General features: G+C 59.5%; 19 protein-coding genes. 10 read left to right on the plus strand and 9 right to left on the minus strand.

Annotation, left to right across the window (positions count from 1 at the left end; genetic code table 11):
* Positions 1–30: 30 nt before the first annotated feature.
* The gene (locus tag FOT55_RS00365; RefSeq protein WP_060432627.1) at positions 31–810 is read left to right on the plus strand and encodes a HalD/BesD family halogenase; all 780 of its coding nucleotides are present in this window, start codon (positions 31–33) and stop codon (positions 808–810) included.
* 37 nt (positions 811–847) lie between these two features.
* Here FOT55_RS00365 and ansP read toward each other — a convergent pair whose 3' ends face one another.
* Both ansP and FOT55_RS00375 read right to left on the minus strand, forming a co-directional pair.
* Complete coding sequence (ansP, locus tag FOT55_RS00370) at positions 848–2314, minus strand: L-asparagine permease (RefSeq protein WP_025301945.1); 1467 nt, start codon at positions 2312–2314, stop codon at positions 848–850.
* 437 nt (positions 2315–2751) lie between these two features.
* Positions 2752–3189 (minus strand): PACE efflux transporter, encoded by a 438-nt coding sequence (locus FOT55_RS00375; RefSeq protein WP_004939694.1) that lies wholly within the window; start codon positions 3187–3189, stop codon positions 2752–2754.
* Positions 3190–3301: 112 nt separating this feature from the next.
* Between FOT55_RS00375 and FOT55_RS00380 the strand changes: the two genes are divergently transcribed.
* Positions 3302–4195 (plus strand): LysR family transcriptional regulator, encoded by an 894-nt coding sequence (locus FOT55_RS00380; protein ID WP_147822929.1) that lies wholly within the window; start codon positions 3302–3304, stop codon positions 4193–4195.
* A 16-nt stretch (positions 4196–4211) separates the two neighbouring features.
* Here FOT55_RS00380 and FOT55_RS00385 read toward each other — a convergent pair whose 3' ends face one another.
* On the minus strand, positions 4212–4775 hold the full coding sequence (locus FOT55_RS00385; RefSeq protein WP_141997501.1) for a DedA family protein: 564 nt from the start codon (positions 4773–4775) through the stop codon (positions 4212–4214).
* Between the two features lie 50 nt (positions 4776–4825).
* Complete coding sequence (locus FOT55_RS00390; RefSeq protein WP_147822930.1) at positions 4826–5503, minus strand: DJ-1/PfpI family protein; 678 nt, start codon at positions 5501–5503, stop codon at positions 4826–4828.
* Positions 5504–5594: 91 nt separating this feature from the next.
* On the opposite strand from FOT55_RS00390, the gene FOT55_RS00395 reads away from it, so the two are divergent.
* The 3 genes from FOT55_RS00395 (at position 5595) to pbpG (ending at position 8769) form a co-directional block, all read left to right on the plus strand.
* Positions 5595–6539, plus strand: coding sequence for a GlxA family transcriptional regulator (locus FOT55_RS00395; protein ID WP_147822931.1), 945 nt, complete (start codon positions 5595–5597; stop codon positions 6537–6539).
* 45 nt (positions 6540–6584) lie between these two features.
* Positions 6585–7688, plus strand: coding sequence for an adenosylhomocysteinase (locus FOT55_RS00400; RefSeq protein ID WP_147822932.1), 1104 nt, complete (start codon positions 6585–6587; stop codon positions 7686–7688).
* Between the two features lie 151 nt (positions 7689–7839).
* Positions 7840–8769, plus strand: a complete 930-nt coding sequence (gene pbpG, locus FOT55_RS00405) for a D-alanyl-D-alanine endopeptidase (RefSeq protein WP_025301951.1) — start codon at positions 7840–7842, stop codon at positions 8767–8769.
* Between the two features lie 34 nt (positions 8770–8803).
* Here pbpG and FOT55_RS00410 read toward each other — a convergent pair whose 3' ends face one another.
* Positions 8804–9259, minus strand: coding sequence for a GNAT family N-acetyltransferase (locus tag FOT55_RS00410; protein WP_016928647.1), 456 nt, complete (start codon positions 9257–9259; stop codon positions 8804–8806).
* Positions 9260–9335: 76 nt separating this feature from the next.
* Here FOT55_RS00410 and FOT55_RS00415 point away from each other — a divergent pair, with 76 nt between their 5' ends.
* From FOT55_RS00415 to FOT55_RS00435, 5 genes are all read left to right on the plus strand, one after another.
* Positions 9336–9740 (plus strand): VOC family protein, encoded by a 405-nt coding sequence (locus FOT55_RS00415; protein ID WP_049203833.1) that lies wholly within the window; start codon positions 9336–9338, stop codon positions 9738–9740.
* 118 nt (positions 9741–9858) lie between these two features.
* The gene (locus FOT55_RS00420; protein WP_238476078.1) at positions 9859–10764 is read left to right on the plus strand and encodes an alpha/beta fold hydrolase; all 906 of its coding nucleotides are present in this window, start codon (positions 9859–9861) and stop codon (positions 10762–10764) included.
* 184 nt (positions 10765–10948) lie between these two features.
* Entirely contained in the window at positions 10949–11953 is a 1005-nt protein-coding gene (locus FOT55_RS00425; RefSeq protein ID WP_147822934.1) for a TauD/TfdA family dioxygenase, read from the plus strand.
* An 11-nt stretch (positions 11954–11964) separates the two neighbouring features.
* Complete coding sequence (locus FOT55_RS00430; RefSeq protein WP_025301959.1) at positions 11965–12882, plus strand: AEC family transporter; 918 nt, start codon at positions 11965–11967, stop codon at positions 12880–12882.
* A gap of 122 nt (positions 12883–13004) precedes the next feature.
* Positions 13005–13925 carry a DUF808 domain-containing protein gene (locus FOT55_RS00435; RefSeq protein ID WP_147822935.1) on the plus strand — a complete coding sequence of 307 codons (921 nt, stop codon included), beginning with the start codon at positions 13005–13007 and terminating at the stop codon, positions 13923–13925.
* A 42-nt stretch (positions 13926–13967) separates the two neighbouring features.
* Here the strand turns inward: FOT55_RS00435 and FOT55_RS25750 are convergent, their stop codons facing one another.
* The 4 genes from FOT55_RS25750 to FOT55_RS00450 form a co-directional block, all read right to left on the minus strand.
* Positions 13968–14051 carry a small membrane protein YohP gene (locus FOT55_RS25750; RefSeq protein WP_016928643.1) on the minus strand — a complete coding sequence of 28 codons (84 nt, stop codon included), beginning with the start codon at positions 14049–14051 and terminating at the stop codon, positions 13968–13970.
* Between the two features lie 103 nt (positions 14052–14154).
* A complete protein-coding gene (locus tag FOT55_RS00440; protein WP_147822936.1) occupies positions 14155–14694 on the minus strand; it encodes a GNAT family N-acetyltransferase in 540 nt (179 codons plus the stop codon).
* Positions 14695–14806: 112 nt separating this feature from the next.
* Positions 14807–15832: a MerR family transcriptional regulator gene (locus FOT55_RS00445; protein WP_025301962.1), complete on the minus strand. Its 1026-nt coding sequence runs from the start codon at positions 15830–15832 to the stop codon at positions 14807–14809.
* Positions 15833–16065: 233 nt separating this feature from the next.
* Positions 16066–16515, minus strand: coding sequence for a type II toxin-antitoxin system PemK/MazF family toxin (locus FOT55_RS00450; RefSeq protein ID WP_147822937.1), 450 nt, complete (start codon positions 16513–16515; stop codon positions 16066–16068).
* Positions 16516–16638: the final 123 nt, after the last annotated feature.

Raw genomic sequence — 16638 nt, forward strand, 5'->3', positions numbered from 1 at the left:
CATCCGGCTATCGCACACGAGGGGAACGTCATGCCGCAACTTGCCGATATTATCGATCTGTCCGTCCATCCCATCGACGACGCCGCATTCCGCGCCCGTTGCAGGCAAACGCTGGCGCGCGCCGGCGCGCTGGTGCTGCCGGGATTTCTGCGCCCCGCCGCGCTGGCGACGGTAAGGCTGGAAGGTGCCGAACAGCACCACGCGGCGTTTTACGCCAGCAGCAAACACAACGTGTATCTACGGCCGCAGGACGACGCGCTGCCGGCCGACCATGCGCGCAACCGGCTGGTGGTGTCATCCAAGGGCTGCATTACCGACGAGGATATCCCATCGCAGTCGCCGCTGCGTGCGCTGTACGATGCTCCGGCGTTTCGCGAGTTTCTCTGCGCGGTGTTGGATGAGGCGCAGCTGTATCCCTACGCCGATCGGCTGTCGTCGATCAACCTGCATTACGCCCACACCGGTCAGGAGCTGGGCTGGCATTTTGACAACTCCTCGTTCGCCATCACGCTGCTGATCCAGAAACCGCAGGGGGGCGGCCGTTTCGAATACGTGGAGAACCTGCGCGACGCCGACCGCGGCGAGATGAACTATGCCGGGGTCACGCAGGTGCTGGACGGTGAGCGGGCGGTCAAACAGCTGGCGATGGAGGAGGGGGATTTAGTGCTGTTTCGCGGGCGCAACGCCATGCACCGGGTGACGCCGACCGAAGGCGACACCACGCGCATGCTGGTGGTGCTGGCCTACAATGCGCAGCCGGATGTCATGCTGTCGGAAAGCGCCAGAATGACGTTTTACGGCCGGTTATAGCGGATAAAAAAACCGCCCCGGAGGGCGGTTTGTCGATTCAGTGCGGGTTCTGCTCTTCGTGAGCCTGCTGCTCCCGCTTCACTTCCTGCGCGCGCTTGCGCAGGCCGAACCAGCCCAGCGTCAGCAGCACCGCCAGCACCGGAATGGTGGCGATGGTCCAGGTGCCGTTCGGATAATCGAACGCCATCATCACCACGACGACCAGCAGGAACGCCAGCGTCAGCCAGGAGGTGAACGGCGCGCCCGGCATTCTGAACGATACCGGCTGCGCACGGCCTTCGCGCACGGCTTTGCGCAGGCGCATCTGGCAAACGATGATAAACGCCCAGGAGGCGATGATGCCCAGCGAAGCGATGTTTAGCACGATCTCGAAAACCCGCGACGGCACCAGGTAGTTGAGCACCACGCCGATCACGTAGATGCCGCAGGTAACCAGGATGCCGGCGTAAGGCACCTGCTGGCTGCTCATTTTAGCCATCAGCTTCGGCGCGGAGCCGCCCATCGCCAGTGAACGTAGGATGCGGCCGGTGGAATAGAGGCCGGAGTTGAGGCTGGACAGCGCGGCGGTCAACACCACGATGTTCATGATGGTGCCGATGTAAGGCACGCCCAGCTTGCTGAAGAAGGTCACGAACGGGCTTTGGCCGGCCTGATAGGCGTTCCACGGCAGCAGCAGCACTAGCAGCACCACGGAGCCGACGTAGAACAGACCGATACGCCAGATCACGCTGTTGATCGCTTTGGGCATCATTTTAGCCGGATCTTTACACTCGCCGGCGGCGGTGCCGATAAGCTCGATGCCGGCGAAGGCGAAGATCACCCCTTGCACCAGCACCAGCGCCGGCAGCAGGCCGTGCGGGAACATGCCGCCGTTTTCGGTGATCAGGTGCATGCCGGTGGTGTGGCCGGCGACCGGGGTGCCGGTGCCGAGGAAGACGACGCCAACAATCAGGAACAGCGCGATAGCGACGACCTTGATCAGCGCGAACCAGAACTCCATCTCGGCGAACCACTTCACGCCGATCATGTTCATGGTGGCGACGATGCCGAGCGCGCCGAGGGCAAACAGCCACTGCGGCACGTCGGCAAAGGTGCCCCAGTAGTGCATATATAGCGCCACCGCGGTGATGTCGACGATGCCGGTCATCGCCCAGTTGAGGAAATACATCCAGCCGGCGACGTAAGAGGCTTTCTCACCGAGAAACTCGCGGGCGTAAGAAACGAAGCTGCCGCTGGAAGGGCGATGCAGCACCAGTTCGCCCAGCGCGCGCAGGATGAAGAAAGAGAAAATCCCGCACACCAGGTAGACCAGCGCCAGCGCAGGCCCGGCCAACTCGAGACGGCCGCCGGTACCGAGGAACAAGCCGGTACCGATGGAGCCACCGATGGCGATCATTTGGATTTGCCGGTTGCCCATGCTTTTGTGATAACCGGATTCATGAGAGTCTAGCCAGCGTCTTCTGGCGGCGTGTTTGTCATCCGCCGACTTTTTTTGTGAGTGCATTATCCGTCCTGTTTACCTGTCTATGATGAACTCCGCTCTGAGCTGCAGAGCAAACGATTGCCATTAACAATCGTAATGAGAATGAGGTCGTGGCATCATTCCGCTGTTTATTGTGTATACAGCCGCCATTAAATAACGGCGTGGCATGCTACCGTTTCCCGATAAATGTGGCAAAAAAACCTGCGTACAAAGTGTGAACAATGGTGTGTATTTTTTAAACTGAAAACAAAAGCGCATATTATTCAGTAAGATGAGTCTCATTATCAACACGGAAATATCGAACGATAAAAGTGATTGAAATCACAGAATAATAATTACCGTGCAAATTAAAGGGATTTGGAGGTTATTTTGCGTGAGGGGAGAAGGCGGGCGGAAAATAAAGCGATGGCGCCTGCGCGGCAATGAGCGTGCGCAGGCGAATCGGACGAGGAGCAGGCTTAGGCGGATTCACCGGCCGGCAGAGCCGAAGCCGGCAGGCCGAACAGCTTGTCGAACGCCCAGTTAAACAGGAAGGTGTAGCAAGGAATGATGACGATCAGCGCCATATCCAGCAGCAGCGCCTGCCACAGCGTGATGCCCATCCACCAGGCGATCAGCGGGATCAGATACACCACCAGCGTCAGCTGAAAGCCGACGGCGTGCAAAATGCGGCGTTTGAGCGTGCGGGTGCGCGACACCTGGCGGCTTTCCCACCACTCGAATAAATAGTTGTAAATAAAGTTCCAGCTTACCGCGATGGTGGTGATCACCACCGCCAGCGGCCCGGTGCTGCTTGGCGCATGGCCCGACAGCAGCGCCAGCCCCAGCGCCGAGATCGCCATGCCGATGATTTCATAAGCGGTGACATACACCAGTTTGCGTTTGACGCCTTGCATCGTTTTCTCCCGATCTGTTTTTAGTTGCCTCTGTGGCGACGGCGGCTAAGATAACGTCAATCACATTGATAGAAAAAGTCAGGAGCTGTCAGTTTTTCTGACAGGTTGAGCGATGAATTTTTCCAGCGACAACATCGAACTGTTTTTGGCGGTGCTCGACCGCGGCTCATTTTCCGCCGCCGCCCGCGCGTTGCGGCGCGTACCGTCTGCGGTCAGCATGGGCATCGCCAACATGGAGGCGGAGCTCGGTTTCGCCTTGTTCGACCGTTCTCACCGTGAACCGACGCCGACCGCGCTGGCGTTGGCCCTGGCGCCGCACGCCCGCCTGATCGCCGGGCAGCTCAAGCAGCTGCAGGTGCACGCCATCGAGCTATCCCAGGGGCTGGAGAGCCGGCTTTCGATCGGCGTGGCGTCGGATATTAACGGCGCCGGCCTGCTGGCGGCGGTGAAAACGCTGTCGCAGCGTTATCCGCTGCTGAACATTGAAGTGCTCAGCGCGCCGCAGGACGACGTGCTGCACATGCTGCATCAGGAGCGCATCGGCGTTTGTCTGGCGTTCGGCGGGCTGAACGTCAACAGCGCGGAACAGTTTCACTTCGTCGGCGCGGAATCGCTGGTGGCGATGCTGTCGCCGCAGCATCCGGCGCTGGACGGCGCGGCGGGTGAGCTGTTTCTCGAAGATCTGGTCAACGTGCGGCAGATCATGGTGGCCAGCCGCGATCTGCCGATCGGCGATCTGCGTCCGCAGGTGGCGGAGGCGTATTGGCGCACCGACAGCCTACCGATGGCGCTGAACATGGTGGAGGCGGGGCTGGGGTGGGGAAATTTCCCGCTGTCGCTGGCCAAGCCGCTGCTGGCGCAGGGGCGGCTGGTGCGGCTGAAATTCAAAAATACCAAGAACGAACTGCGCTTGCCGATGCATTTGATCTGGCTGAAGAACCGCCCGTTGGACAAGGCGGCGCGCGAGCTGGTCGAGCTGATGCGCACGGCGCCGCAGGAAAGCTGACGCCCGCTGCGTTTGCTTACTCCGGGTGGCGTTTACGCCACCAGAAACGCACCAGCAGGATGGCGGCGATCGCCAGCGCGACAAACAGCAGGCCGGAGAGTTTTTTGTCGAAGCCGGTAACGAAGCGTTCGATCGCCTGGCCACCAAAATAACCGAGCATGACGAAGATCGTCGCCCATAAAATAGCGCCGAGGATATTGAGCGGTACGAAGCGCGACGGCGGCAGGCGGCTGGCGCCGATCAGCACCGGGCCGATGATGCGGAAACCGTACATAAAGCGCACCCCGATAACGAACAGCATCGGGTGGCGAGCGATCAGCCTTCTGGCGCGCGCGATGCGCTTTTCCTGTCCCTTGAGCCGCGAGATGACGCGGCCTTCAAACCGGCGGCCGGCGAAGTACAGCAACTGGTCTCCCGTCATGCCGCCCAGCGCCACCACCGCGATCACCCACGGCCAGTGCAGCAGCCCTTCGTGGGCGGCGATGCCGCCCAGCAGCGTGATGGTCTCCCCTTCCGCCAGGCAGCCGATAAACAACGCCCAGTAACCGTAGTCCGTAATGTAGTGGGCCAAATCGGTCATTCCTTACTCCTTATGTGGCTGACGCATAAGGGCAAGTATACGCCCGATCGCTAGCCTTGGGCGATTTGGGCCACCAACGCTCTGCGCCGCGCCAGGCTTTCCGCCATTTGTGCCTGTACCTTGGCGTAAATGTGCGGCGGGGCCAGTTTCGGCGTGCCGCCCTCGAACGGCGGGGCCGGGGCGTATTCCAGATAAAGTTGGATCGTCTGAGCGGTGTCTTCGCCGTGCAGTTCGGCGATCAGCGCCAGCGCGAAATCGATGCCGGCGGTGACGCCGCCGCCGCTGATTACGTTGCCGTCGCGTTCTACGCGAGCAGCGCTGGGTATGGCGCCGAACAGCTTCAGGCTATCGCGCATAGACCAGTGGCAGGCGGCGCGTTTACCCAGCAATAGCCCGGCGGCGGCTAGGATCAGCGAACCGGTACACACCGAGGTCAGGTAGCGAGCATCGGTGCCCAGCCGACGGATTTGCCGCATGAATGCTTCATCCTGTAATGCCTGGGTGCAGCCGCTGCCGCCCGGCACGCACAGCACGTCGCAGCGCGCGATCTCCGGCAGCGGGCGCAGCTGAGTGAAGTGCAAGCCTTCCGATTCGACATCCGCGCCGTCTACCGAAGCGACGATGATTTCCGCGCCCGGCATGCGGCGCAGAAACTGCAGCGGGCCGGTGAAGTCGAGTTGGGTGACGCCTTGATAGATGGGAAATACAATCACGAGTGGTTCAGACATGACATTCGCCTCATTTTTATCGTTGGACCTGGGCCATAATAGCCGCCCTGTTTTTGGCTGATATGACAGATAACCCTCAAAAAGCGCCATCATGAAAACGATCGGTTTTGTGGTTTTTCCCGGTTTTAACCTGCTGGACTTTGCCGGCCCGCTGGCGGCGTTCGATAACGTCAGCCAGTTTACCGATCCGCCGGCTTACCGCTGCGTGGCGATTTCGCCGCAGGGCGGGATGGTCGCCAGCTCGGCCGGGGTGGAGATCGCCACGCAGCCGTGCGGCGACGAGCGTTTCGATACGCTGGTGGTGGCCGGCGGCAGCGGCAACGTGATGGCGGTGCAGTCGCCGGCGCTGGTGGCGTTCCTGACGACCCACAGCCGGCGCGCGCGGCGCATCGCCAGCGTGTGCACCGGCGCGTTTATTCTGGCAGCCTGCGGTTTACTGGACGGCAGGCGCGCTACCACCCACTGGTATCACGCGGCGCGATTGCAGCAGAGCTATCCGCGTATCCGCGTCGACAGCAACCGCATTTTCATTCGTGACGGCGATATCTGGACGTCAGCCGGCATCAGCGCCGGTATCGATCTGGCGTTGGCGCTGATCGAGGACGATCTGGGCGCCACGATGGCGGCGGGCGTGGCACGGCAGCTGGTGGTCTACCACCGGCGCCCCGGTGGGCAGTCGCAATACTCGCTGCTGCTGGCGTTGAATCCGTCGTCGGATCGCATGCGCGCCGCGCTGTCGTACGCGCGCGAACACTTACATCTGCCGCTGTCGGTGGCGGATCTGGCCGACGCCGCCTGCCTGAGCGAGCGGCAGTTCGGTCGGCTGTTCCGTGCCGAAACCGGGCAGACGCCGGCCAAGGTCATCGAGCAGCTGCGGGTGGAGGCGGCCAGGGTGCGCATCGAAGAGAGCGCCGAGCCGCTGGAGGCGATCGCCCGCTTGGTGGGGTTCAGCGATCCGGAGCGCATGAGGCGGGCGTTTATCCGCGTATTTGGCCTGTCGCCGCAGGCGATCCGCCGGCTCGGCCGCGCGGGATAATTTTTTTGCCACGCCTGGCGGCGGGGCACACCAGAGGAGCAACGGATGTATCAGGATTTTGAGAGCGAATTGAGCTGGGCGACGCGCCATATGCCGCGCACCCGGGCGGCGGTGGCAGCGTTGCCGGACCTGCACGGGGTGCGGCTGGCGTGCAATATGCACCTGGATCTGAAAATGGCGCCGCTGGTGGCCGGCCTGCTGGACAAGGGCGCGGCGATCTTCCTGACCACCTGTAATCCCACCACGGTACAGAACGACGTAGTGGCCTGGCTGGAACGGCGCGGCGCGCAGGCTTACGCCTGGCGTGACATGAGCGTCGGCGAATGGTCGGAATCTTTCGACCGCGCGCTGGCCTGGCAGCCGACCCATCTGTGCGAAATGGGGGCGGATCTGACCACCCGTCTGCACCAGTCGCCGAGCGGCCCACAGATCGTCGCCGGGTTGGAGGCCACCGGATCGGGCATCAGCCGGTTAAACGGCGTGGCGCCGCGCTACCCGATCTTCAACTGGGACGATCTGCCGGTGAAAGAGGGGTTGCACAATCGGCATATGGTTGGGCTGACCGCCTGGCATACCTTCTTCCAGACCACCCATTTGACGCTGCACGAGAAGCGCGTGCTGGTGATCGGTTACGGCCTGGTCGGGCAGGGGACGGCAGCGGCGGCCAGGGCCTACGGCGGCCAGGTGATGGTGGCGGAAATCGATCCGGCGCGCGCGCTGCAGGCGCGTTATGACGGCTGGCAGGTGGTGGATCTGGCGAGCGCGATCGCGCAGGCGGACGTGATCGCCACCGCGACCGGCGCGAAAAACGTGCTCTCGGCGCAGCATCTGCAACAGGCGCAGGACGGCGTGTTTATCCTCAACGTCGGCCACGTGGCGGAAGAGATCGACGTCGGCTTCCTCAAGGGCTTGCCGCACCACGAGCCGATGCCTTATGTGAACGCTTACCAACTGAATGAAAAGACGGTCTATTTGCTGGCCAATGGCTCGATGTTCAACCTGACCGCCGGCTATGGCGACAGCCTCAACGCCTTCGACGTGACGCTGGCGGTGATGGCGGCCGGCATCGGCCATATCGTCGGCGCCGGGGCGCGGCAAACGCCGGGGCTGTACCTGCTGCCTCAGTCGGCCTGGCAGCCGGCGCTGTAACTTTTTCTACGCGGGCGTTCATCCCAGAGCGCCCGCGGGCTGCGTCGTTTTTCGGCCGACAGAATTTGTCACAAATCCGCCATACAATCCCAGTGCCAAGCGCTGAACCCTCACATATAATTCGCTGAGTTCAAGCCCCCATTTCAGAGTAATGCCTGTGAAAATACGTGTTTTGGTTCTGACCCTGCTCGCTTTGCAGGCGGGCGCAGGCTTTGCGCCGCGCGCGCTGGCCAGCGACAACGCCGCCGCCGTACACGCCACCCAGCCGGAGCTGGCCTCCGGCAGCGCGATGGTTGTCGATATGCAAACCCATAAGGTGATGTACGCGCGCAACCCGGATGAAGTGGTGCCGATCGCCTCGATCACCAAGCTGATGACCGCCATGGTCACGCTGGACGCGCACCTGCCGCTCGACGAGATGCTGTCAGTGGACATCCACCAGACGCCGGAGATGAAAGGGGTGTATTCGCGGGTACGGCTGAACAGCGAAATCAGCCGCAAGGACATGCTGCTGCTCGCGCTGATGTCGTCGGAAAACCGCGCGGCCGCCAGCCTGGCGCACCACTATCCAGGGGGCTACAACGCCTTCATCAAAGCGATGAACGCCAAGGCCAGGGCGCTCGGCATGACCAATACCCATTATGTGGAACCGACCGGGCTCTCTATTCATAACGTGTCGACGGCGCGCGATCTGACCAAGCTGCTGATCGCCACCAAACAATACCCGTTGATCGGCCAGCTCAGCACCACCACCGAGCGCATGGCCAGCTTCAAAGACCCGAACTACACGCTGCCGTTCCGCAACACCAACCACCTGGTGTACAACCCGAAATGGAACATCCAGCTGACCAAGACCGGCTTCACCAACCAGGCGGGCCACTGCCTGGCGATGCGCACCATGATCGGTAACCGCTCGGTGTCGCTGGTGGTGCTGGACGCCTTCGGCAAATATACCCACTTCGCCGACGCCAACCGGCTGCGCAGCTGGATCGAAACCGGCAAGGTGACGCCGATCCCGGCCGCCGCCCGCGACTATCGTCGCCAAAAAGACGCCAGCTTGGCGAAAAACGCCACCGAATGACCCGCCTGGCGGCCTGCTCATTTGCAGCAGGCCGCTATCGGCCCTCGGGCCGCCTGATGACAAATCCCCGCTCGCGATCGCCGTCGAAACCTGCTTTGAGATAAAGCTGGTGCGCGCCGGTGCGTTGCTGCCCCGACAGCAGCATCACCTTGTAACAGCCCTTGCGCCAGGCCAGCTGCAGCGCGTATTCGATCATCGCGAGCGCCACGCCGTGGCCGCGATAGGGCTCCGCCGTCACCACATGCTCAATAACACCGAACGGCTGCGCCTGGTGTGCCAGCCCCGGGATCAGCGCCAGCATGCAGGTGGCGATCGGTTGTTCCTCGTCCGCTGCCACCACCAGACGGATCGCCGGATCGTCCAGCAGACGTTGCAGGGTGCGGCGCGCATCGTCGGCGCGCAGCGGCGCGTCCTGCGGGCGCAGCTCGCGATATAAGGCTAACAGGCCGTTGAGATCGTCCGGCTGCGCCAGGCGATGAATGATGCTCATGGTTGCTCCTTTCCGCCGCTTCAACGGTAATCCGCTATCCTCCATTAATACCACAACGATTGCCGGAGGGGATGTTATGAGTCAGGTTTCGACCTTTGTCATGTTCCAGGGAGAGGCGCAGCGGGCGATCGATCTCTACAGCCAGGTGTTCGAGCGTTTTCGGCTCATGCAGGTACAGCATTACGACCCGACGCCGGACGGCCGGCGATTGATCAAGCATGCTGCCATCGATTTCGATCGGCAGAACCTGGTGTTTATCGATAGCCCGATCAGCCATGACTTTAGCTTTACCCCGGCGGTGTCGCTGTTCATCAACCTGCCTAACGAAGAAGCGTTGGAGCGGGCGTTCCACCGGCTGGCGGAGGGCGGCAAGGTGCTGATGCCGCTCGATGACTACGGCTTCAGCGCCCGTTTCGGCTGGCTCAACGATCGTTTCGGCCTTTCCTGGCAGCTCAATGTGCCGGCGGGCGATCTGCCCTGACGCTAAGGGAGAATGTGCAAAAGAATGGTAATTACTGCTGTTATTTCATATTGTTATCACCATTTTGGCGAGGAGCTTTGCCGTAGGAAATACCGACAACATCATGGAAAGGTGCGCTTTGATTGATTTTGACCGCTATGTTGAGCAAGCGAAGTCTTACGGCGAGTGGCCGGGCGGGCATGTGGAGATGTCGTCCGGTCGCGTTGAGGGATTGAGCTATCGCCTGTATCGGCAAACTGCCGCGAGTGCAGACGTGATGGTGGTGTATCACGGCGGCGGGGTTAACAGCGCTGCCGGGTATGACGTCCTTGCGCGCCAGCTGGCCGCCGAGCCGACGCTCGCGGTGTGTCTGGTCGATATTCGCGGACATGGCGATTCCAGGGGAGAGCGGGGGACGGTTGAGCGGCCTGAGCGTATTTGGCGCGATGTCGATATCATCCTGGCAGAAATGCGCTGCCGGTTTCCGCTGGCGCGCAGACACCTGCTTGGCCATTCGAGCGGCGCCGGCATGTTGCTCAACTACTTGACCCGTTACCCTGGCGAACAGCAGGCGGACAGCCTGATCATGCTGGCGCCCGAGCTGGGTCCATTTTCCGGGATGGCCCGCGATCTGGCGGCGGAGGCCCGTTTTGCTCAGGTGCGACAATGGCCGTTTGTCGCCAATGCGCTCAGCGGCGGGCGCTGGTTTGGGCAATCCCGGGCGGTCAGCCTGAATTTTCCCCCGGCTGTGCTGGCCGCCGCCCCCGATTTTGTCTGCCAATACAGCGTCAATATGGCTAACGCGTTGACGCCACGCATCCCGGCAAAGCAACTGGCGGCGCTGCGATTGCCGACCTTGCTGCTGGCGGCAGCGCAGGATGAGCTGTTCAATGCGCAAGCGATGCAGCGCTTCGTCGAACAGCATGGCAGTGCGCATGTTGCCTTTGGCTTGCTTGAGGGCAGTACGCATTTATCGTGCGTTTTTGAGGCCCACGGTCATGTCCTGCGCTATCTCGCGGGCGTATTCGCTATCGCATCCGATTGAGACGTATGCGCGTAGCTGTTTGTTTATTAATCACTTCTTCTCCACCGCTAACTGGACGGAGGAGTGGTGATTAAGATCACGAAATTAGTTAATAAATCTTTATGGATTTGATTGCATAATGTTAACATCCTGCCGCTTTCATTAGGCTTGCTAATGATATTCTTATTGTCAAGGAATGCTCAGGATGGATTACCAAAACGTCTTTCAATTGACGGATCAGGAAAGAAACGAGTTATTTTCGGCATTAGATAAAATTGCTTACGATCCCGCCGGCGGTGATGCGTATATTCACGCTATACGTTCGGCCATGATCACCCACTTACCCCACAGATTAAGCGCTGCATTAAGCCAGCAAAAGGCGTCAATCAAACCACGGCCTTATCTTATTTTAAAAAATGTGCCGGTGGATAAAGAAGTGTTCTTTTCCCCTTGTCCGAACCAATATACGCCTTCGGCCAAATCAGGGAATATCAGTGAAAACCTGTTGGTCGGCATCTCTTCGCTAATTGGTGAACCCTATTCGATGTATTTCGAAGGGAAAGAACTGATTAATAATCTGATCCCCAAACGCGAAGCCAAAAAAGAATATACCGGTCTGGGGTTCGATGTTGAATTGGATTTCCATATTGAAAATGCGGCCCTGAAACACCTGGAGCAGTTCAACGTCTCGCCGATGGGGTTGCTGTTAGCCGGCGTGCGCCGCGATCCGCACAGCCCGATGACGCGTATCTCCGATTCGCGTTTGGCTATCGCTCAACTGAGCCACGAGGACGTCGAAACGCTGGCCAGCCCGCTGTACAGCATCAAGCTGCCATACCGTTGGCGCCAGTCCACGCAGGCCGGGCGCGAAGAAACCGCGCTGGTGCCGCTTATTTCGCAAAACCATGTTCTGCCGGATGTGAGCGCCGTTTTCTATCCCGGCATGATTGCCGCCAGCACGCCGCGAGCGGAAGCCGCGCTGGAGCGTTTCTACGGGCTGGTGAAAGAAAATGCCATCGGCATCGATATTTGCCCGGGCGATTTGGTGTATATCGATAACCGTTTTGCGCTGCATTCACGCGATAAATTCACGCCATCTTTCGATGAAAGAGATACGCCGTTGCGCTGGGTGCAACGCGTCTTCATTTCGGCAAGCTTGTGGAATCACCGCAACCTCAATCAGGTTGAAGAGCGCATTTTCTCGATTTAAGGTTATTATTCATGCTGAACGTTTTTCTTTCTATATTGCCGATTTTTTTGTTAATCGTTCTGGGCTATTTGTCAAAGCTCTATGTTAAAGACGTTGCCGTATTTTGGGGCTTTTCAGACAAATTCGTTTATTACCTGTTTTTTCCGGCGCTGTTGATATTGGATATCAGCGAGGCGGATTTTAGCGGCGCGGACAGCTTTTATCCCGTTGTGGCGACCATAGTTTCCACGCTGGCCATCGCGTTGATTATTTTCGTTGGCAAATTGTTTTTCAATACGTCGGCCGATCTGTTTACCTCCATTTTTCAGGGCGGAGTCAGATATAACTCTTATGTATTCATCGCGCTGTCGCAATCGCTGTTCGGCAGCGAGGGGGTGGCGCTGTCCGGTTTCTTCGTGGCCTATATGATCATTCTGACCAACATCATGAGCGTGTTGGTGATGAACCATTACGGCACCGGCAGCAAGAAAAGCCTGAGCGGCGCGCTGCTGGCGCTGACGAAAAACCCGCTGATCATCGGCGCGTTGTTCGGGGTGCTGATGAACCTGTGCAACCTGCACATCACCGGCGCGCTTAAACAGCTGTTCGTATATCTCTCCAACGCCGCCACGCCGCTGAGCCTGATGTCGGTCGGCGCAGGGTTGATCGTCAGCATGCATATTCGCAAGCTGGTTTCCATCTCTTATGCGACCGTGCTGAAACTGGTGGCCATGCCGCTGATTACCATTGCGCTGGTGCACTATTTCGGCGCCACCGGCGTGCCGGCCAGCATCGCCATTCTCTACTCCGCCGTGCCTTGTGCCGGCAACGCCTATATCCTGGCGCGGCAAATGGGGGGCGATCATGAAGCGATGGCCTCCATCATCACCTGGACGACGCTGCTGTCGGTGATTACCGTCACCTTCATCCTGGGCAGCGTAGCGCTTTAACGCCGGCGCCGGGCGGCAATCGCCCGCCCGGCATTTTCCGAGATCCTCCCATATCCTTTCATGATGCTTTACCGCTATGCTAAACATAGAATGGCCCGTGAATATGAAAAGGATGAATCATTTTGGCAGGAAGTAGCTTACTTACCCTCATCGACGACATTGCCTCGTTGCTGGACGATGTCTCGTTAATGAGCAAGATGGCGGCGAAAAAAACCGCCGGGGTGCTGGGGGACGATCTGGCGCTCAACGCGCAGCAGGTCACCGGCGTTAAAGCCGACCGCGAGCTGCCGGTGGTGTGGAGCGTCGCCAAAGGCTCGCTGATCAACAAGGCGATCCTGGTGCCGCTGGCGCTGCTGATCAGCGCCTTCGCGCCCTGGGCGATTACGCCGCTGCTGATGGTGGGCGGCGCCTATCTGTGTTACGAAGGGTTCGAAAAGGTGTTTCACAGCCTGAGCCACGGCAAGGCGGCGCAGGAGGAAAAATCGGACGGGCCCGGCGCCAATGAGGACGCCGCGGCTTATGAGAAGCGCAAGGTGAAGGGGGCAATACGCACCGACTTCGTGCTGTCCGCCGAGATTATCGCCATTACCTTGGGCACCGTCGCCGGCGCCACCTTTAGCCAGCAGGTGATCGTCTTGTGCGGCATCGCCGTTGTGATGACGCTCGGCGTGTACGGCATCGTCGCCGGCATCGTTCGGCTGGACGATCTGGGGCTGTATCTGAGCCGCAAACGCAGCGCAGTGGCGCGCTCCCTCGGCGGCGGCATCGTGCGCGCCGCGCCTTATCTGATGAAAACGCTGTCGATCGTCGGCACTGTTGCCATGTTTATGGTCGGCGGCGGCATCCTGACCCACGGCCTGCCGCCGGTGCATCACCTGTTCGAAGACTGGGCCTCGTACACCACCGTGGTGCCGACGTTTGGCCATCTTTTGCAGGGTGTGGTTCCGGCACTGCTGAACGTGGCATTCGGGCTGGTGGCCGGCGGCGTGGTGCTGGCGGTGGTGTCGGCGCTGGGCGCGGTACGCACGCGTTTCAAGGCATGATGAAAAGTCTCGCCCCGGAAGGGGCGGGACGTATGAGACGGATTAAAAGATCAGTTTGAGAACGCCGGTAATCGTCAACAAACCCACGATGAAGATGATGGCGACAATCCACAGAATAATTTTCATTCACTTCTCCCTTACCGGTTAGATGGCGTGCGCGATTGGCGCTAACTCAATGAAATCCCTCTTCACTATAGACGCTAACTTCCTATCGTGCGTCGCCATGCATTCAAGGATGCCGATTGTCGCCGTCACCCAGCGCGCGCTGCATAATCTGCGTGTCACGCCATTCCCCCAGTTTGAACCCCACGGCCTTTAACGTTCCGGCGCTGGTAAAGCCGAGCGACTGGTGTAGCGCCAGCGAGCCGTGGTTGGCGGCGGAATCGCCGACGATCGCCAGCATCTGGCGCCAGGGGCCTTGCTCGCAGCGGGCGATCAGCGCGCTCAGCAGCGCCTTGCCGACGCCTTTCCCCTGTTGCCCTTCGGCGATATACACCGAGTCTTCTACGGTAAAGCGATAGGCCGGCCGGGGGCGATATGCCGTGGCATAGCAGTAGCCCATAACACGGCCTTCGCTTTTCGCCACCAGCCAGGGCAACCCGGCTTCCCGCACCTTGCCTAGCCGCAGCTGCATTTCCGCCAAGGTCGGCGGCTGTTCTTCAAACGAGGCGGCACCGTACAGCACGTGGTGAGTGTAAATTTGCAGCACGGCGGCCATATCGTCCGGCGTGGCATCGAGGAGGCTGAGTACGGGAGCGGAGAGCGTCATGGTAATGCCTGTTTACCTTGGAAATCAGCGGATAAACGCCATTATGCGCGCCGCTCGCCGCCGGGATAAATCGGGTTTTCTTATGGTGAGATAAGAAAATCCTATGAGCTATTCAGCCGCGCATCAGCCGGGCCACGGCCTGGCGCAGATAGGCCAGCAACGGCGGAGTCAGCCAGGTGCCCTCGGTCAGCGAGGGTTCCCGTTCCATCGCTTCACGGATCTTCATCTGCGTCGCCGGGTTGGTGCCGGCATAGGATTGGAACAGCGCCAGCCAATCGGCCGCCAATCGCACCGCCTCCGGCGAATCGGCAGGTATGCCGTCGTTCATTGCTTGATGGAATTGAGCGATCAGAGCCGGCCACTCCTGCAGGCGGGTGAAATAGTGTTGACGCACATAGGCGTACTCTTCCACCGACAGGTATTTTTGATAGACAGCCAGCTTGGTTTCGGCAAAGGCGCGGGTGATGTAGTCCGTCATCGTCGGTGTAATGCCGGTCTGTTCGCGCATCGACGGTTCGTCGGCGTGCATGGCGTTCAGCCGGGTGAGAAAGGCCGGGTTGCCGGCGGTGTCGCGTTCCAGCATCAGCATCCAGCGGCGTGCCATCGCCTGAGCCTGTGGCGCCTGAGGTTCGATGCCTTCCGCCATCAGTTGTCCCACGCTGCTCACCAATGCAGCCCATTCCTGATTGCGGGTGGGATCAGCTTGGTAGAATGGTAGTTGCATCAGCTCATCGGCGGTAAAGTATTTATCGTACATGGTCATTAACTCCAACGTAGTCAGCCAGTCGTTCAGTTCCGGTTCGTGCCCGGCGGAAAGTTGGGCATGCATGTGCTGCAGCCGGCCGCGCAATGCGGCGATCTGTGCCAACTGCTGCTCCAACATGGCGATCTGCTGCTCAATCACCGCCGGAAGCGCTGGCCCTGAACGCGCGAGAATTGCCCCGACTTCCGCCAGCGAAACGCCCATCCGGCGCAGCGCCTGGATGTGGTGCAAGCGGGTGATGTCAGCCCGGTTGTATAAACGATAACCGGCGTCGGAACGCGCAGAAGGGACCAGCAAACCAATGCTGTCATAGTGATGCAGTGTGCGAACGGTAATGCCGGAACGGCGCGCCAGTTCGCCGACTTTCAATAACATATGTAGCTCCTCCCTTGTGCGTGCCGGGATACTAAAGCCTGACGCCACGTAAGGGTCAAGAGCGGGAAGAAAAGATGACGTTTTAAAAATCGGTAGGCGCCAGAGAGGCAAAAGCCCAGCTGGATGGCTGGGCTTCGCAGGTCCCTGAAAGGGAGGGTATAGCATAAGGGCCTTTATCGGCTACGGCGACAATTTCACCTGATTTGTCTGTTTTGTCAACAACAGCGTACTGGTCAGAACAGCATATTTTTGGCATTGATCGACTTAATGACGGCGCGTTGTATGTCAGCAACAAGCTCGCGCGACAGACACTGGGTAAGAAAGTCTCTCTCTTTACGGGCTCTGTTCAGCCGTTGGCGGCTGACTTGCTGCACCAGATCGCCCTTTGCCCAGCGCGTTTGCGGATGAAAGAATCTCATATCTTCGATGAGTTCACGTGTGATTTCGATGTGCAATCCCAGTTCGATCTTGTTCGAATCTCTGGTGGTCGACAGCGGTACGATAATGCAGGCGTTGCCGTTAATTTTGCCGTTTAACACAACAACTAAACGGTTCTTCACCATTTCCGGTGGAATGTGGCCATCATAAAAGCCGGCTTCATGCGGTTGGCAGACTGATAGGGGATAGTTGCCATAGTTGCACTCGAGAATTTCCCCGACCTTGGGGGCAAATTTGATCGGCATCGATACACTGCTTTGTTGTGAACAATCCGTGTTATGGAGGAATGAGCATGCGGGCGTTTTGCTTTTAGAGAAAGGTGTGGCGTAAGGAAACGGGGAATGAAAGTGAAATATTGCGGATTCGTG

Source organism: Serratia bockelmannii (assembly GCF_008011855.1).
Lineage (GTDB): Bacteria > Pseudomonadota > Gammaproteobacteria > Enterobacterales > Enterobacteriaceae > Serratia > Serratia bockelmannii.

What these genes read in the sequence shown, in the direction of transcription:
- FOT55_RS00365 (WP_060432627.1), top strand. Translation starts at nt 31, where the DNA reads ATGCCGCAACTTGCCGATATTATCGATCTGTCCGTCCATCCCATCGAC.
- ansP (WP_025301945.1), bottom strand. Translation starts at nt 2,314, where the DNA reads ATGCACTCACAAAAAAAGTCGGCGGATGACAAACACGCCGCCAGAAGA.
- FOT55_RS00375 (WP_004939694.1), bottom strand. Translation starts at nt 3,189, where the DNA reads ATGCAAGGCGTCAAACGCAAACTGGTGTATGTCACCGCTTATGAAATC.
- FOT55_RS00380 (WP_147822929.1), top strand. Translation starts at nt 3,302, where the DNA reads ATGAATTTTTCCAGCGACAACATCGAACTGTTTTTGGCGGTGCTCGAC.
- FOT55_RS00385 (WP_141997501.1), bottom strand. Translation starts at nt 4,775, where the DNA reads ATGACCGATTTGGCCCACTACATTACGGACTACGGTTACTGGGCGTTG.
- FOT55_RS00390 (WP_147822930.1), bottom strand. Translation starts at nt 5,503, where the DNA reads ATGTCTGAACCACTCGTGATTGTATTTCCCATCTATCAAGGCGTCACC.
- FOT55_RS00395 (WP_147822931.1), top strand. Translation starts at nt 5,595, where the DNA reads ATGAAAACGATCGGTTTTGTGGTTTTTCCCGGTTTTAACCTGCTGGAC.
- FOT55_RS00400 (WP_147822932.1), top strand. Translation starts at nt 6,585, where the DNA reads ATGTATCAGGATTTTGAGAGCGAATTGAGCTGGGCGACGCGCCATATG.
- pbpG (WP_025301951.1), top strand. Translation starts at nt 7,840, where the DNA reads ATGCCTGTGAAAATACGTGTTTTGGTTCTGACCCTGCTCGCTTTGCAG.
- FOT55_RS00410 (WP_016928647.1), bottom strand. Translation starts at nt 9,259, where the DNA reads ATGAGCATCATTCATCGCCTGGCGCAGCCGGACGATCTCAACGGCCTG.
- FOT55_RS00415 (WP_049203833.1), top strand. Translation starts at nt 9,336, where the DNA reads ATGAGTCAGGTTTCGACCTTTGTCATGTTCCAGGGAGAGGCGCAGCGG.
- FOT55_RS00425 (WP_147822934.1), top strand. Translation starts at nt 10,949, where the DNA reads ATGGATTACCAAAACGTCTTTCAATTGACGGATCAGGAAAGAAACGAG.
- FOT55_RS00430 (WP_025301959.1), top strand. Translation starts at nt 11,965, where the DNA reads ATGCTGAACGTTTTTCTTTCTATATTGCCGATTTTTTTGTTAATCGTT.
- FOT55_RS25750 (WP_016928643.1), bottom strand. Translation starts at nt 14,051, where the DNA reads ATGAAAATTATTCTGTGGATTGTCGCCATCATCTTCATCGTGGGTTTG.
- FOT55_RS00440 (WP_147822936.1), bottom strand. Translation starts at nt 14,694, where the DNA reads ATGACGCTCTCCGCTCCCGTACTCAGCCTCCTCGATGCCACGCCGGAC.
- FOT55_RS00445 (WP_025301962.1), bottom strand. Translation starts at nt 15,832, where the DNA reads ATGTTATTGAAAGTCGGCGAACTGGCGCGCCGTTCCGGCATTACCGTT.
- FOT55_RS00450 (WP_147822937.1), bottom strand. Translation starts at nt 16,515, where the DNA reads ATGCCGATCAAATTTGCCCCCAAGGTCGGGGAAATTCTCGAGTGCAAC.